Consider the following 16124-nt stretch of genomic DNA (forward strand, 5'->3'; position numbering starts at 1 on the left):
TTAAGGAGAGGGGTTAGCGTAAGCGAAGCTCTGAACTGAAGCCCCAGTAAACGGCGGCCGTAACTATAACGGTCCTAAGGTAGCGAAATTCCTTGTCGGGTAAGTTCCGACCCGCACGAAAGGTGTAACGATTTGGGCACTGTCTCAACCAGAGACTCGGTGAAATTATAGTACCTGTGAAGATGCAGGTTACCCGCGACAGGACGGAAAGACCCCGTGGAGCTTTACTGTAGCCTGATATTGAATTTTGGTACAGTTTGTACAGGATAGGCGGGAGCCATTGAAACCGGAGCGCTAGCTTCGGTGGAGGCGCTGGTGGGATACCGCCCTGACTGTATTGAAATTCTAACCTACGGGTCTTATCGACCCGGGAGACAGTGTCAGGTGGGCAGTTTGACTGGGGCGGTCGCCTCCTAAAGTGTAACGGAGGCGCCCAAAGGTTCCCTCAGAATGGTTGGAAATCATTCGTAGAGTGCAAAGGCATAAGGGAGCTTGACTGCGAGACCTACAAGTCGAGCAGGGACGAAAGTCGGGCTTAGTGATCCGGTGGTTCCGCATGGAAGGGCCATCGCTCAACGGATAAAAGCTACCCCGGGGATAACAGGCTTATCTCCCCCAAGAGTCCACATCGACGGGGAGGTTTGGCACCTCGATGTCGGCTCATCGCATCCTGGGGCTGTAGTCGGTCCCAAGGGTTGGGCTGTTCGCCCATTAAAGCGGTACGCGAGCTGGGTTCAGAACGTCGTGAGACAGTTCGGTCCCTATCCGTCGTGGGCGTAGGAAATTTGAGAGGAGCTGTCCTTAGTACGAGAGGACCGGGATGGACGCACCGCTGGTGTACCAGTTGTTCTGCCAAGGGCATAGCTGGGTAGCTATGTGCGGAAGGGATAAGTGCTGAAAGCATCTAAGCATGAAGCCCCCCTCAAGATGAGATTTCCCATAGCGTAAGCTAGTAAGATCCCTGAAAGATGATCAGGTTGATAGGTTCGAGGTGGAAGCATGGTGACATGTGGAGCTGACGAATACTAATAGATCGAGGACTTAACCATATAATATGTAGCAATGTTATCTAGTTTTGAAGGAATATGCCTTCATAGTTTGGTGATGATGGCAGAGAGGTCACACCCGTTCCCATACCGAACACGGAAGTTAAGCTCTCTAGCGCCGATGGTAGTTGGGACCTTGTCCCTGTGAGAGTAGGACGTCGCCAAGCAACTAAAAACACAAGTCTTTTGACTTGTGTTTTTTTCTGTTTTCAAACAGTACGAAAAAAGAAGTAATGGTAATACAAACACGTTGCCCAAGGGTTAATCATATTATATAAGAGATGGATGTATATTTTTCTGTAAATTGTTAAGGAATAGAAGTATAAAATATGTCCATTTAAATAGGGAGGGAAGGTTATGAAAGCACAAAATGAAGTTTGTATTGTTTGTGAGACAGAAAGAAAAGAAGGGATATATGTTTATAATAATTTAATATGTTATGAATGTGAAAAGGATATGGTGAATACGGAGACAAATGATCCGAAGTATATATATTATTTAAAACAGCTTCGGAAATTAGAAGTATCATATTTTTAAATAGGCATATGCCTATTATTTTTTTTGTTCTGTATAATAGAGGAAGAATGAACTAATAAGGAAGAGATATAAATGAATCAAAATCGCATACCTTTATATGAGGCATTAACAGGGTTTAAAGAAAGAGAGCCGTTATCCTTTCATGTTCCAGGTCATAAAAATGGTTTAAACTTCCCTCAGGAAGCTGTAGGGGAGTTTAAAGATATACTATCTATCGATGTAACTGAGTTGTCAGGGTTAGATGATTTACATAGTCCGTTTGAATGTATAGATGAGGCACAACAGTTATTAGCTGATGTATATGGAGTGAACAAAAGTTATTTTTTAATTAATGGTTCAACGGTAGGGAACCTAGCAATGATTTTGTCTTGTTGTGGAGAACATGATATTGTTCTTGTACAAAGAAATTGTCATAAATCAATTATTAATGGTTTAAAATTAGCGGGCGCAAATCCAATTTTTTTAGATCCATGGATTGATGAAGCTTATAATGTACCAGTGGGAATTCATGATGAAATTATTAAGGAAGCAATTGAAAAATATCCAAATGCTAAAGCACTCATTTTAACGCATCCTAATTATTATGGTATGGGGATGGATCTAGAGGCAAGCATCGCTTATGCACATGCACATAAAATCCCTGTTTTAGTAGATGAAGCACATGGAGCCCATTTTTGTTTAGGGGGAGCATTTCCAAAGTCAGCATTAGCATATGGTGCAGATATTGTAGTTCATTCTGCACATAAAACATTACCCGCGATGACAATGGGGTCCTATTTACATATAAATAGTCGCTTAGTGAAAGAAGAAAAAGTTTCTACCTATTTAAGTATGCTACAATCTAGTAGTCCATCGTATCCAATTATGACTTCTCTTGATATTGCACGCTTTACAATAGCACGTATAAAAGAAAAGGGACATGATGAAATTGTCGAGTTTTTACGGGGATTTAAAGACGAATTGTGTTCTATTCCACAAATAGCTATTTTACAATATCCATTACAAGACGAGTTAAAGGTTACTGTACAGACACGTTGTCAGTTATCAGGATACGAATTACAGTCTGTATTTGAAAAGGTCGGTATATATACAGAAATGGCGGATCCATATAATGTCCTATTTATTTTGCCCTTGCAAGTAAATAAGGAGTATATGAAGGCTATAGAGATGATCCGAGAGGCATTGCAATATTATGAGGTGAAAGACAAGAAGGAATCTATTCGTTATACTTATAAAGGAGAATTTTCTCCTTTACCGTATACATATAAACAACTGGAAGGATATGAAACAAAAGTAGTATCTGTAGAAGAAGCAGTTGGGATGATAGCGGCAGAAATGGTAATTCCGTACCCACCTGGAATTCCATTGATTATGTATGGAGAAAGAATTACTTCAGAACATAAAGAGCAAATTATGTATTTAGAGCAATCAGGCGCTCGTTTTCAAGGTAACACGAAATATATGAAAGTGTATGATATAGAAAGTAGGTTTTAGAATGAAGGGATTATTTGTAACAATTGAAGGTCCAGAAGGTTCGGGTAAAACAACGTTAATTAAAAGTTTATTGCCATACTTTGAACAAAAAGAACAAAAGGTAATGGCGACGAGAGAACCAGGTGGCATTGCAATTTCAGAGGATATTAGAACAATTTTACATAAACAAGAATATACGATGATGGAGGCCCGTACAGAGGCGCTTCTGTATGCTGCTGCGCGTAGACAACATTTGGTGGAAAAGGTTATGCCGGCACTTAACGAGGACTACCTTGTATTATGTGATCGTTTTATAGATAGCTCTTTAGCGTATCAAGGATATGCAAGAGGATTAGGTATGGATAAAGTATTTGAAATAAATCGTTTCGCAACAGAGGACTGTATGCCTAGTTTAACGATTTACCTAGACATTGAACCAGAGATTGGTTTAGCTCGCATTGAAAAAGATGCAGGACGTGAAGTGAATCGATTAGATATGGAAGATATCTCTTTCCATAAACGTGTCCGTGAAGGATATTTACAAGTTGTAGAACGTTTCTCAGATCGTATTGTATTGGTAAATGCTGATCAACCAATGGAAAAACTTATAGAAGAAGTTGTTCAGATTATAGAAGATAAATTGTTATAATAGAAGGAAAGAATGAAATAAGTGAGGTATGCATTATGACGAAGACGTGGGAGCAGCTTTCTGCTATACAACCCATCGGTGTAAAAATGTTGATGAATAGCATTGCAAAAGAGCGTATATCCCACGCTTACTTGTTAGAGGGAGGGAAAGGGACTGGAAAGTTTGCAACGGCAATTCAAATGGCAAAGAGTTTCCTCTGTTCTGGGCGGAATGGGGTAGAGCCTTGTCACATATGTACAAATTGTAAGCGAATTGATTCAGGTAACCACCCTAACTTACATATTGTAAAACCAGACGGATTATCTATTAAGAAGCAGCAAATTCATGATTTACAAGAAGAGTTTTCAAAAACAGGATTAGAAGCAAATAAAAAAGTATATATTATTGAGCACGCAGATCGTATGACAGCAAATGCAGCGAATACACTTTTAAAATTTTTAGAAGAACCAAGTAGTGATACAACAGCTATTTTACTTACTGAACAAAGTCATCAAATTTTAAATACGATTTTATCTCGCTGTCAAGTTGTTACATTTAGACCGTTACCTACGGAATCTTTAATTAGAAGATTACAGGATGAAGGTATTACGGCATCTTTATCGACACTTGCTGCGCAACTCACGAATAGTTTTGATGAAGCTTTAGCTTTATGTAGTGATGAATGGTTTGCACAAGCACGAGCTTTAGTGATAAAATTATGTGAAGCGCTCGAAAAGGATAAAGCCTCTATTTTTTTTGTACAAGAAAAATGGGGGAAACACTTTAGAGAGAAAGAACAATTACAGCAAGGTTTAGATATGTTGCTCCTTATTTATAAGGATTTATTATATGTTCAACTTGGAGAAGAAGATCGTCTTGTTTTTCATGAGCAGAAAGAGATGTTTGAATCTTTCTCCTATGCTCAGAAGCGCATTGTATCAGCTCTCTTTAATATATTAGAGGCAAAAAATAGAATCAACGCTAATGTAAATGCGCAGCTTGTGTTCGAACAGTTAGTGTTGCGGTTGCAGGAGGGATGACCGTTTTGTATGATGTAGTAGGTGTTCGCTTTAAGAAGGCCGGAAAGGTGTATTACTTCGATCCGAATCAGTTCGATATCTCTGAAAATGAGTTTGTAATTGTAGAAACAGTAAGAGGTATTGAGTACGGAAAAGTAGTTATTACCAAAAAGCAAGTTGATGAAAACGACGTTGTATTACCGCTAAAAAAGGTTATTCGTATTGCAAATGAAAATGATCGTACCATTGTTGAAGAGAACAAACATGCTGCGAAAGAAGCATATCAAGTTTGTCAGCAAAAGGTAGTAGAGCATAATCTTGATATGAAACTTGTAGATGTAGAGTATACGTTCGATCGCAATAAGATTATTTTCTACTTTACTGCGGATGGTCGGATTGATTTCCGCGAACTAGTGAAGGACTTAGCGGCAATTTTTAGGACAAGAATTGAACTAAGACAAATTGGTGTTCGTGATGAAGCGAAGATGCTTGGTGGTATTGGTCCATGTGGTCGTATGCTTTGTTGTTCTACTTTTTTAGGAGATTTTGAACCTGTATCCATTAAGATGGCAAAGGATCAAAATTTATCATTAAATCCTGCAAAAATCTCTGGTTTATGTGGTCGCTTAATGTGTTGCTTAAAATATGAGAATGATGAATATGAGGCAGCAAAGGAACAACTTCCTGATTTAGATCAACGTATACAAACCCCGCATGGTACTGGCCGTGTTATCGGATTAAATATTTTAGAAAGATTAATTCAAGTGGAACTAGTAGACAAGGAACGGATAGTAGAATATACGTTAGATGAGTTAGTGAATAAAGGGGTCGTTTCGAGTCAAACCACAGATTAATGAGGTGGGTGCTTGTGGAGAAAAAAGATATTTTTGCATCGGTTTCTAGTATGGAAGAGCAAATTGGACATTTATACAAACAGTTGGGAGAATTAAAACAACATCTTGCAGAGTTGTTGGAAGAGAACCAACATATAAAAATGGAAAATGAAAATTTGCGACACCGCTTTGAAGAAGTGCAGATTAAGGAAAAACAAAAAACTCAAAAACGTAAAGAAGTGAAGCCGAAGACAACTGATATTGGCGAAGGCTACGATAATTTAGCAAGGCTATATCAAGAAGGTTTTCATATTTGTAATCTGCATTATGGAAGTGTACGTAAAGAGGGAGATTGTTTATTCTGCCTGTCATTTTTAAATAAAAAGTGAAATTACCTTTCCAATGATAATTGGAAAGGTAATTTTTTATACATGAGAGTAGAATGAAATATTTTTTTTTATTAGTAGAAGAAGAAATAGGGTAGGTTAAGTGTAAGAAAAGGAGTAACATATGAATTTATATGAAGATGAACGTTTAGATTACTTATTAGCGCAAGATATGAAGATTGTACAAAGCCCATCAGTATTCAATTTCTCGTTAGATGCTGTTTTACTTGCAGACTTTGCTTGGGTGCCGATTCAAAAAGGTAATGTACTTGATCTGTGTACAGGTAACGCAGTTGTCCCCCTTTTATTAAGTACAAGAACAAAGGGAAACATTACAGGTGTAGAAATTCAAGAACGTTTATATGATATGGGAATCAGAAGCGTTCAATACAATAAGTTAGAAGAAAGAATTCACTTAATACATGGGGATTTGAAAGATATGCCGGAGAAACTTGGACGTCATCAATATGATGTAGTTACATGTAATCCCCCTTATTTTCAAACACCTGCAACTTCTGAGAAAAATATGAATGAACATTTAGCGATAGCTCGTCATGAAATTATGTGTACATTAGAGGATGTTGTATCTGCAAGTAGTCAATTAGTAAAGCAAGGCGGGAAAGTAGCATTTGTACATCGTCCAGGTCGTTTGCTAGATATTGTTACATTAATGCGTAAATACAAAATTGAACCAAAGCGTGTACGATTTGTTTATCCTAAGGCAGGGAAAGAAGCGAATACATTGTTAATTGAAGGGATTAAGGATGGAAACGCAGATTTGAAAATATTGCCACCCCTTTTTGTATATGAAGAAAATAATGAATATACAAAGGAGATTCGTTCAATTTTATATGGAGAAGAATAAGCATTGTTTTTATGTAGTAGAGTGCTCTGACGGAAGTTATTATGCAGGATATACAAATCATATAGAGAAGCGGATCCAGACCCATAATAGTGGAAAAGGGGCTAGGTATACGCGTGCTAGACTTCCTGTTGTTTTAAAATACATAGAATTTCATGAAGATAAGCGTACAGCTATGCAAGCAGAGTATTATTTTAAGCAGTTAAATAGAAAACAAAAAGAAGAATATATGCAAAAAGGAGAACGCTATGTGGCAACAAAAAAGCTTTCAACAAAATGAAAAGGGAGTTTTATATTTAGTACCAACTCCTATTGGAAATTTAGAAGATATGACATTTCGTGCAATCCGAATTTTAAAAGAAGCTGATTTAATTGCTGCTGAAGATACGAGACAAACGAAAAAACTTTGTAATTATTTCGAAATTGAAACCCCCGTTATGAGTTACCATGAGCATAATAAGGAAGTAAGTGGTAAGAAAATATTAGGGAAGTTAGACGAAGGAAAGACTGTAGCACTTGTTAGTGATGCTGGTATGCCTTGTATTTCCGATCCAGGTTACGATATTGTTGTAGAGGCTGTAGCAGAACAGTATCATGTAATCCCGCTTCCTGGGGCAAATGCAGCCCTTACAGCATTAATTGCATCAGGTCTTGAAACAAAACAATTTTATTTCTATGGATTTTTACAAAGAAATAAAAAAGAAAGAAAAATGGAGTTAGAGAAGCTTCGTTATGTACAAACTACAATGATGTTTTATGAAGCGCCCCATCGTTTAGATGATACTTTAATCTCGATGCAAGAAGTGTTGGGAAATAGAGAAATTGTATTATGTCGAGAGTTAACGAAAAAATTTGAGGAATTTATTCGTGGAACAGTTGAGGAAGCAATTGAGTGGACGAAACAAAATGAAGTTCGTGGCGAGTTTTGTATTTTAGTAGCTGGTTCAACGGAAGAACCTACCCCAGAAGAACAATGGTGGGAATCTATTTCTGTATATGATCATATTGAACATTATATAAACGAAAAAGGTATGAATTCAAAAGAGGCAATAAAAACAGTCGCTAAAGATCGAGATTTGTCGAAACGCGATGTATATCAAATCTATCATGTCGATAAAAAATAAGCTTCTCATAATTGAGAAGCTTATTTTGCTGTTTCGATATAATCTTGAAGTTCGTTTAAGATTCGCTCAGCGCCTTCTTTGCTTAAGATAATTTTACCTTCAGCTAGAGATAGGTTACCATCAGATACTTCACCAGTTACTTGGCAAGTCATGTTTGGCTTATATTTTTTTAAGATGATTTTCTCGTCATCAACGTAGATTTCAAGAGCATCCTTTTCTGCAATACCTAAAGTACGGCGTAATTCGATTGGAATTACTACACGACCTAATTCATCAACTTTACGAACGATACCAGTAGATTTCATAATTCTTTTCCTCCTAAAGAAATAGTTTATAAGTTTCGAGTCTATTTTCTAGATTCGTCATTTTTCGACAAAATACCCTATGGACATATGATACCAATCATTTACATTTCCGTCAATTCTTTAATTCTATATTTTTTAAAAAGATTTATAGATTTCTTACTTCTTATATATAATAGAATGAGAGTAATTTCTACTATTATTTAACTTTATTTTCAGAAAAATTTATAGATTGTAAGTAAGGACTGTATATTTTCTTGAAATATGAGCAATAGATGATAAAGATATTAAGTATTAACTCATTTTTATCCCACTATTTGCCAAGCAGTAAGATTCTAAATTTAAAATTTGGGTGGAGCAAAGAAGTTAAGTTGGAGTCGGATTGCTCGTAAAAGCCTGATTGGTGCGGGCTAATAATCCGCAGGAGTGAACACCCCCACACAGATTAAAGTTTCACTTTATATATAAGTTTTTGATATACTATTTATAAATACATATGAGGTTATCCGGGAGGTCCAAAACAATGACAGAGGAAAATAAGTCCTTTTATATTACTACCCCAATTTATTATCCAAGTGGAAAATTACACATTGGACATGCTTATACAACAGTAGCAGGAGATGCGATGGCACGATATAAGCGTATGCAAGGATACAATGTTCATTATTTAACAGGAACTGATGAGCATGGACAGAAGATCCAAAAGAAAGCAGAAGAATTAAATGTTACACCACAAGCATATGTGGATAACATTGTTGCAGGAATTAAAGAACTTTGGGAGAAAATGGATATATCTTATGATGATTTTATTCGTACAACTGAAGATCGTCATAAAGATGTTGTTGAAAAAATCTTCAAGCAACTAGTAGATCAAGGTGATATTTATCTTGATGAATATGAAGGTTGGTATTCTGTACAAGATGAGACATTCTATACAGAGCATCAATTAGTAGATCCAATTATGGAAGGTGAAAAAGTAGTTGGAGGAAAAAGCCCAGATAGTGGTCATGATGTAGAACTTGTTCGTGAAGAATCGTATTTCTTTAGAATGGGTAAATATGTCGACAGACTATTAAAATTCTATGAAGATAATCCACATTTCATTCAGCCTGAGTCTCGTAAGAATGAGATGATTAATAACTTCATTAAACCAGGCCTAGAAGATTTAGCTGTTTCTCGTACTTCATTTGACTGGGGAGTTCGTGTTCCAGGTAACCCGAAACACGTTATTTACGTATGGGTTGACGCATTATCTAACTACATTACAGCATTAGGTTATGGAACAGAAAATGAAGAGATGTATAAGAAATTCTGGCCAGCTGATGTACATTTAGTTGGAAAAGAAATCGTTCGTTTCCATACAATTTATTGGCCAATCATTTTAATGGCATTAGATTTACCTCTTCCGAAAAAAATCTTTGCTCATGGTTGGATTTTAATGAAGGATGGAAAGATGAGTAAGTCAAAAGGAAACGTAGTAGATCCAGTTACTTTAATCGATCGTTACGGATTAGATGCATTACGTTATTACTTACTTCGTGAAGTTCCATTCGGATCTGATGGCGTATTCACACCAGAAGGATTTGTGGAGCGCATTAATTTCGATTTAGCAAATGACTTAGGTAACTTATTAAATCGTACAGTAGCTATGATTGATAAGTACTTTAACGGAGAAATCCCTGCATTTAAAGAAAATGTAACGGAATTCGATGAAACGTTAGTAACGTTTGCAAAAGATACATTGAAAAAAGTAGAAGAGGCAATGGAGAATATGGAATTCTCTGTAGCGCTAAGCTCAATTTGGCAATTGGTTAGCCGTGCAAATAAATATATTGATGAAACACAACCGTGGGTATTAGCGAAAGATGAGAATGATCGTGAAAAATTAGCTTCTGTAATGGCTCACTTAGCAGAGGTGCTTCGTCAAACAGGTATTATGCTTATGCCGTTCCTAACAGTAGCACCAAGTAAGATGTTTGCTCAGCTTGGACTTACTGAAGAGGCACATAAATCTTGGGAAAGCCTATCTACAATTGGCTGTATTCCAGCTGGAACAAAAGTAGAAAAAGGAAACCCGATTTTCCCGCGTTTAGAAATGGAAGTAGAAGTAGGGTACATTAAAGAACAAATGAAAAGCTCTGCTCCTAAAGTAGAAGAGAAAAAAGAAGAAGAACCGAAAGCAGAAGAAATTACAATTGATGATTTCTTTAAAGTAGAATTACGCGTAGCTGAAGTACTATCAGCTGAACCTGTGAAAAAAGCAGATAAGTTGTTAAAAATTCAGCTGGATTTAGGTACAGAAAAGCGTCAAGTTGTTTCAGGAATTGCAAAATTCTATTCGCCGGAAGACCTAAAAGGTAAAAAGGTTATTTGTGTAACAAACTTAAAACCTGTAAAATTACGCGGTGAATTATCACAAGGTATGATTTTAGCGGGTGAAGAGAATGGCGTATTGTCATTAGCATCAATCGACCAAAATCTACCAAATGGTACAAAAATCAAGTAATTAAGACAAGAAAAGAGATGTTTCACGTGTAACATGTGTGAAGCGTCTTTTTTCTTTTTACACTCTCTATTTTTGCATTAAAATTATAGTATTGTTATCGTTAATTTATTAAAGAGCTTATTTTTTAGAATAAACTTGATTTCAATATAAAAGGAGTTATGTATTATGTTGTTTGATACACATTCACATTTGAATGCAGAGCAATTTGAAGAAGATTTGCAAGAGGTTATTGCACGAATGAAAGAAGCGGGAGTTACCTATACAGTTGTTGTTGGTTTTGATGAAGTAACGATAAAAAAGGCGATTGAATTAGCTGAAACTTATGATTTTATTTACGCTGCGGTTGGATGGCATCCAGTTGATGCAATTGACATGACAGAAGAACATCTAGCTTGGTTAGAAGAACTTGCTTCTCATCCTAAAGTCGTTGCACTTGGAGAGATGGGATTAGATTATCATTGGGATAAATCTCCAAAAGAAATACAGAAGGAAGTATTCCGTAAACAAATTGCATTAGCCAAAAAAGTGAAATTGCCGATTATTATACATAACCGCGATGCAACTCAAGATATTGTTGATATTCTAGAAGAGGAGAATGCAGCTGAAGTGGGAGGCATTATGCATTGCTTTAGCGGCAGCGTAGAAGTAGCAGAGCGATGTGTTGATATGAACTTTTTAATTTCATTAGGCGGACCAGTTACATTTAAAAATGCTAAGAAGCCGAAAGAAGTTGCTGTGGAGATTCCATTAGAGAAATTGTTAATAGAGACAGATTGTCCATATTTAACACCACATCCATTTCGAGGAAAACGAAATGAACCGAGTTATGTAAAACTCGTAGCAGAAGAAATTGCGAATTTAAAAGGAATTTCTTATGAGGAAGTAGCAGAAATAACAACAAAAAATGCAAAAGCTTTATTTGGTGTTGAATAAAAAGGAGTGGGAGAACCCATTCTTTTTTATTTTTGTGAAAAAATAAGGGCGAATGAGGAAGTGTTACAATAAGGAGAGAGAACAAAGTTTTGGACATTCTATTTTTTAAAATGTAAGAATGGGGAAAATAATAATGGAAAAGTCGTCATTTTTTTGTTTTACTAAGTAGAGACGAAACGAGTGTGGAGGCAAGCATGAAAATTAAAGAGATTATCGTTGTAGAAGGTAAAGATGATACAGTTGCGATTAAGCGTGCTGTTGATGCGGATACAATTGAAACGAACGGTTCAGCAATCGGTGATCATGTTATTGAGCAAGTTAAATTAGCGCTGCAAAAACGGGGCGTTATTATTTTCACAGATCCGGATTATCCTGGAGAGCGTATTCGAAAAATTATTTCTGATAAGGTGCCTGGATGTAAACATGCTTTTTTACCGAAGGAAGAAGCACTTGCCAAAAGGAAAAAGGGTGTCGGGATTGAACATGCTTCTAATGAATCAATTCGCCGTGCTTTAGAGAATATACATGAAGAAATGGAAGCTTACACAAGTGAAATTAGTTGGAGCGATTTAGTCGATGCAGGCTTAGTGGGCGGAGAAATGGCAAAGAGTCGCAGAGAAAGAATGGGTAAGCTATTAAAGATTGGTTATACAAACGCAAAACAGTTACATAAACGTTTACAAATGTTTCAAGTTTCAAAAGAATCTTTTGCAGAAGCTTATAAGCAAGTCATACAGGAGGAAAGAAAATGAAGGATATCGCAACGCCAAATCGTACGAAAGACATTGTTGAAAAGTATGGATTTTCATTCAAAAAAAGTTTAGGACAAAATTTTTTAATTGATACGAATGTATTAAATCGTATTGTCGATCACGCTGAAATTGGTTCAGAAAGTGGTGCAATTGAAATTGGACCAGGTATCGGTGCGTTAACAGAACAATTAGCGAAGCGTGCTAAAAAAGTAGTAGCTTTTGAAATTGATCAGAGGTTATTACCGATTTTAGATGAGACGTTAGCTCCATATAGCAACGTTACAGTTATAAATAAAGACGTACTAAAGGCAGATGTACATGAGGTGTTTAGTGAGCAATTTGAGGAAGGGCAAGATGTAATGGTAGTAGCGAACTTACCGTACTATATTACAACGCCAATTTTATTTAAATTGTTGGAAGAGAAATTACCGGTTCGTGGATTTGTTGTTATGATGCAAAAAGAAGTTGGAGATCGTTTAGCTGCTAAACCTGGAACGAAAGAGTATGGTTCTTTATCCATTGCTATTCAGTATTATACAGAGGTGGAAACAGTTATGACTGTACCACGTACAGTGTTTGTGCCACAACCAAATGTTGATTCTGCGATTATTCGTCTCCTAAAGCGCCCGAAACCAGTTGTAGAAGTAACAGATGAGACATTCTTCTTTGAAGTAGTACGAGCAAGTTTTGCACAGCGTCGTAAAACTTTAATGAATAATTTATCAAATAATTTAAATGGTTTCCCGAAAGATAAAGAGCTGTTGGATCGAATTTTAACAGAAGTGGGAATTGATCCAAAACGAAGAGGCGAAACGCTATCTATCGAGGAGTTTGCAACATTAAGTAATGCATTAGTTCTTCATAAATTGTCATAAGAATAGAAAAGGGACAGTTCAACTTGAACTGTCCCTTTTGTCACCTTTCCTCTCCTACATTCATACTTTAAAAACAGGTAAGATGGCCTAACGAGTTTGGAGGTAGGAGAATGGCTTTACATGTTGGAGAATTAGTGGAACGATATTCTCATAATAGGGATATCCTTTTTCGTATTATAGAAATAAAAGGCGAGATAGCTATATTATTTGGAGAGGAAATTAGACTGGTGGCAGATGCGCCACTTGAAGATTTAATTAGTATAGATCAACGAGAGCATAAAAAAAGAGCGAAGCGTGAGAAAGAAACGATGGAGCGTACGTATCGTTTGTTTCAACAAGATTATGTATTAATGAAACAAAGGCATGAACACACTTCAACGGGTGGATATACAAGTGAGGTGAATTATTTTCAAATGCCAGGACGTGTATTGCATATAGATGGGGACCCGTTATATTTGCGCAAGTGCTTAGACTTATATAATAAAATTGGTGTTCCTGTACAAGGTATTCATTGTAAAGAAACAGAGATGCATGAAAAGGTAGTAGATTTAATAGATCATTTTCGTCCAGACATTTTAGTTATTACGGGGCACGATGCATATACAAAATCAAAAGGGGTAAAGGGAGATTTAGCAGCATATAGGCATTCAAGGCATTTTGTACAGGCTGTTCGAGAAGTGAGAAAAAAATATCCATCATTGGATCAACTCGTTATTTTTGCTGGGGCATGCCAATCACACTTTGAAGCATTAATTCGAGCGGGTGCTAACTTTGCTAGTTCACCATCTAGAATTAATATTCACGCACTAGATCCTGTATATGTGGTTGGTAAAATTAGTTTTACGTCATTTATGGAAAGAGTAAATGTATGGGATGTTGTACGTAATACGATTACCGGCGAAAAGGGACTTGGCGGGATTGAGACGAGGGGGATTTTACGAACTGGATTACCCTTTCAACATTATGAAGAATAAGCAAGGTACATATGTATCTTGCTTTTTTGTATGGGAAGGATTTAAATCAGCTTGGATAAAAAGAGACAAGAACGCGCAGACTACATAATGATACTTTTACAATATAGTATTTCTTCTATCTATTTGAACGCATGATGCTTTTATAATGATATTGTCTGTGAGTTGCGGTTAATAATTGGGATAGATATATCGTGTTTTAAGTGTTCAATCTAAATTACAGCGAGGTGTAACGAAGTATATGTCAAAACGTTTAGATGAAATTAAAAGCGAATTAGATCACCATCTTGGACAGAGACTGATGTTAAAGGCGAATAGTGGGAGAAGAAAAACAGTAGAACAATCAGGTGTACTTGCAGAAACGTACCGTTCTGTTTTTGTTGTACAATTGGATCAGCAAGAAGATGCGTTGCAACGTGTATCATATAGCTATGCGGATGTTTTAACAGAGACAGTAGAGCTAACGTTTTATGGTGAACCTCATAATGAAGTGATTTTATAATTCATGTATCGTTACATATATTCCCACAAATGAAAAGCTATATTATTTTGCATACTAATTATACCGTAGCAAAATAAGGAGGGACTCTGCATTGAGTAGACGAAGAGGTGTCATGTCAAATCAATTTAAAGAAGAGCTTGCAAAAGAGCTAGGCTTTTATGATGTTGTTCAGAAAGAAGGATGGGGCGGAATTCGTGCGAAAGATGCTGGTAACATGGTGAAACGTGCTATAGAAATTGCAGAACAGCAATTAATGAAACAAAACCAGTAGTTGTAAGATACTTTCTATGCTACGGTAGCCGAGGAGTGATTCCTCGGCTTTTTGTACTCGAAAAGGTGCCATCATTTTACATAAGTAGTTTCATTCTGAATGCTTTTCGTTATAATTAGGGAAGTGTCATCGTCTTACTATAAATTTATGGTAAAATAAACGATAAAAGATTGAGTACATAGAGTGGGTGAATAGATTGAAGCTACTAGTGAAAGCACCAGCAAAGATTAATCTGTCGTTAGATGTACTGGGAAAAAGACAAGACGGATATCATGAAGTGAAAATGATTATGACAACAATTGATTTAGCGGATCGTTTAGAACTAATGGAATTAGCAGAAGACCGTATTGAAATTTTATCCCATAATCGGTATGTCCCAGACGACCAAAGAAACTTAGCTTATCAAGCAGCGAAATTATTAAAAGAGAAGTTTAATGTGAAAAAAGGCGTATCTATTACTATTGAAAAAACGATTCCAGTAGCAGCTGGATTAGCAGGTGGAAGTAGTGATGCAGCAGCGACATTACGTGGCCTTAATAAATTATGGAATTTAGGGCTTACAATTGATCAGTTAGCAGAGCTTGGCGCAAAAATCGGATCAGATGTATCGTTTTGTGTATATGGTGGGACAGCAATTGCCACTGGAAGAGGAGAGCAAATTGAGCACATAAAAACTCCACCTTCTTGTTGGGTTATTTTAGCAAAACCCCATATTGGTGTATCTACTGCTGATGTGTATGGAAATTTAAAGTTAAATCGAGTTACACATCCAAATGTAGAGAAAATGGTTAACGTCATAAATGCTGGGGACTACAAAGGGATTTGTGATACTGTTGGTAATGTTTTAGAAGATGTAACGTTTGCGATGCATCCTGAAGTTGCACGTATTAAGGCACAGATGAAGCGATTTGGGGCGGATGCCGTATTAATGAGTGGAAGTGGCCCAACCGTATTTGGTCTTGTGCACCATGATTCGCGAATGCATCGTATATATAACGGATTAAAAGGATTTTGTGAACAAGTATACGCAGTACGTTTATTAGGAGAGCGAGAAACGCTTGAATAAAGACGTATAATACGTTATGATTTGTTTAGAATATTCGT

General features: G+C 36.6%; 18 protein-coding genes and 2 rRNA genes (1 of these 20 cut by a window edge). 19 read left to right on the plus strand and 1 reads right to left on the minus strand.

Going from position 1 to position 16124, the window contains the following annotated elements; genetic code table 11:
* The 11 genes from ACU8YW_RS00165 to rsmI all read left to right on the plus strand — a co-directional run.
* Positions 1-1049: ribosomal RNA gene (locus tag ACU8YW_RS00165) — 23S ribosomal RNA — on the plus strand (it extends 1873 nt beyond the left edge of the window).
* 48 nt (positions 1050-1097) lie between these two features.
* Positions 1098-1213: ribosomal RNA gene (rrf, locus tag ACU8YW_RS00170) — 5S ribosomal RNA — on the plus strand.
* A 190-nt stretch (positions 1214-1403) separates the two neighbouring features.
* Positions 1404-1583, plus strand: a complete 180-nt coding sequence (locus ACU8YW_RS00175) for a sigma factor G inhibitor Gin (protein WP_000647291.1) — start codon at positions 1404-1406, stop codon at positions 1581-1583.
* 72 nt (positions 1584-1655) lie between these two features.
* On the plus strand, positions 1656-3077 hold the full coding sequence (locus ACU8YW_RS00180) for an aminotransferase class I/II-fold pyridoxal phosphate-dependent enzyme (protein ID WP_097891841.1): 1422 nt from the start codon (positions 1656-1658) through the stop codon (positions 3075-3077).
* 1 nt (position 3078) lies between these two features.
* Positions 3079-3705: a dTMP kinase gene (gene tmk, locus ACU8YW_RS00185; RefSeq protein WP_000677225.1), complete on the plus strand. Its 627-nt coding sequence runs from the start codon at positions 3079-3081 to the stop codon at positions 3703-3705.
* Positions 3706-3740: 35 nt separating this feature from the next.
* Positions 3741-4724: a DNA polymerase III subunit delta' gene (gene holB / locus ACU8YW_RS00190; protein ID WP_088061451.1), complete on the plus strand. Its 984-nt coding sequence runs from the start codon at positions 3741-3743 to the stop codon at positions 4722-4724.
* Between the two features lie 5 nt (positions 4725-4729).
* Positions 4730-5557, plus strand: a complete 828-nt coding sequence (locus ACU8YW_RS00195; RefSeq protein ID WP_000272429.1) for a PSP1 domain-containing protein — start codon at positions 4730-4732, stop codon at positions 5555-5557.
* Positions 5558-5571: 14 nt separating this feature from the next.
* Positions 5572-5925, plus strand: a complete 354-nt coding sequence (gene yabA / locus ACU8YW_RS00200) for a DNA replication initiation control protein YabA (protein ID WP_000412057.1) — start codon at positions 5572-5574, stop codon at positions 5923-5925.
* 121 nt (positions 5926-6046) lie between these two features.
* On the plus strand, positions 6047-6787 hold the full coding sequence (locus ACU8YW_RS00205) for a tRNA1(Val) (adenine(37)-N6)-methyltransferase (RefSeq protein WP_060486369.1): 741 nt from the start codon (positions 6047-6049) through the stop codon (positions 6785-6787).
* The gene (locus ACU8YW_RS00210) at positions 6774-7064 is read left to right on the plus strand and encodes a GIY-YIG nuclease family protein (protein WP_000414343.1); all 291 of its coding nucleotides are present in this window, start codon (positions 6774-6776) and stop codon (positions 7062-7064) included. Before ACU8YW_RS00205 ends, ACU8YW_RS00210 begins: the two co-directional genes overlap by 14 nt.
* Positions 7033-7908, plus strand: a complete 876-nt coding sequence (gene rsmI, locus ACU8YW_RS00215; protein ID WP_000267812.1) for a 16S rRNA (cytidine(1402)-2'-O)-methyltransferase — start codon at positions 7033-7035, stop codon at positions 7906-7908. Before ACU8YW_RS00210 ends, rsmI begins: the two co-directional genes overlap by 32 nt.
* Positions 7909-7928: 20 nt before the next feature.
* Here rsmI and abrB read toward each other — a convergent pair whose 3' ends face one another.
* On the minus strand, positions 7929-8213 hold the full coding sequence (gene abrB / locus ACU8YW_RS00220; RefSeq protein WP_000843039.1) for a transition state genes transcriptional regulator AbrB: 285 nt from the start codon (positions 8211-8213) through the stop codon (positions 7929-7931).
* 520 nt (positions 8214-8733) lie between these two features.
* On the opposite strand from abrB, the gene metG reads away from it, so the two are divergent.
* From metG to ispE, 8 genes are all read left to right on the plus strand, one after another.
* Entirely contained in the window at positions 8734-10716 is a 1983-nt protein-coding gene (gene metG, locus ACU8YW_RS00225; protein WP_048542191.1) for a methionine--tRNA ligase, read from the plus strand.
* Between the two features lie 165 nt (positions 10717-10881).
* The gene (locus tag ACU8YW_RS00230) at positions 10882-11649 is read left to right on the plus strand and encodes a TatD family hydrolase (RefSeq protein WP_000895836.1); all 768 of its coding nucleotides are present in this window, start codon (positions 10882-10884) and stop codon (positions 11647-11649) included.
* 194 nt (positions 11650-11843) lie between these two features.
* Positions 11844-12401: a ribonuclease M5 gene (gene rnmV, locus ACU8YW_RS00235; protein WP_000692830.1), complete on the plus strand. Its 558-nt coding sequence runs from the start codon at positions 11844-11846 to the stop codon at positions 12399-12401.
* Positions 12398-13276 carry a 16S rRNA (adenine(1518)-N(6)/adenine(1519)-N(6))-dimethyltransferase RsmA gene (gene rsmA, locus ACU8YW_RS00240; protein WP_000651555.1) on the plus strand — a complete coding sequence of 293 codons (879 nt, stop codon included), beginning with the start codon at positions 12398-12400 and terminating at the stop codon, positions 13274-13276. Before rnmV ends, rsmA begins: the two co-directional genes overlap by 4 nt.
* 110 nt (positions 13277-13386) lie before the next feature.
* A complete protein-coding gene (gene yabG, locus ACU8YW_RS00245) occupies positions 13387-14250 on the plus strand; it encodes a sporulation peptidase YabG (RefSeq protein WP_001173738.1) in 864 nt (287 codons plus the stop codon).
* 238 nt (positions 14251-14488) lie between these two features.
* Positions 14489-14749: a biofilm formation stimulator Veg gene (gene veg, locus ACU8YW_RS00250; RefSeq protein ID WP_000044349.1), complete on the plus strand. Its 261-nt coding sequence runs from the start codon at positions 14489-14491 to the stop codon at positions 14747-14749.
* A gap of 91 nt (positions 14750-14840) precedes the next feature.
* On the plus strand, positions 14841-15020 hold the full coding sequence (sspF, locus tag ACU8YW_RS00255; RefSeq protein WP_001985066.1) for an acid-soluble spore protein SspF: 180 nt from the start codon (positions 14841-14843) through the stop codon (positions 15018-15020).
* Between the two features lie 196 nt (positions 15021-15216).
* Complete coding sequence (gene ispE, locus ACU8YW_RS00260) at positions 15217-16086, plus strand: 4-(cytidine 5'-diphospho)-2-C-methyl-D-erythritol kinase (RefSeq protein WP_137013689.1); 870 nt, start codon at positions 15217-15219, stop codon at positions 16084-16086.
* Positions 16087-16124: the final 38 nt, after the last annotated feature.

The organism is Bacillus pretiosus (genome assembly GCF_052947655.1).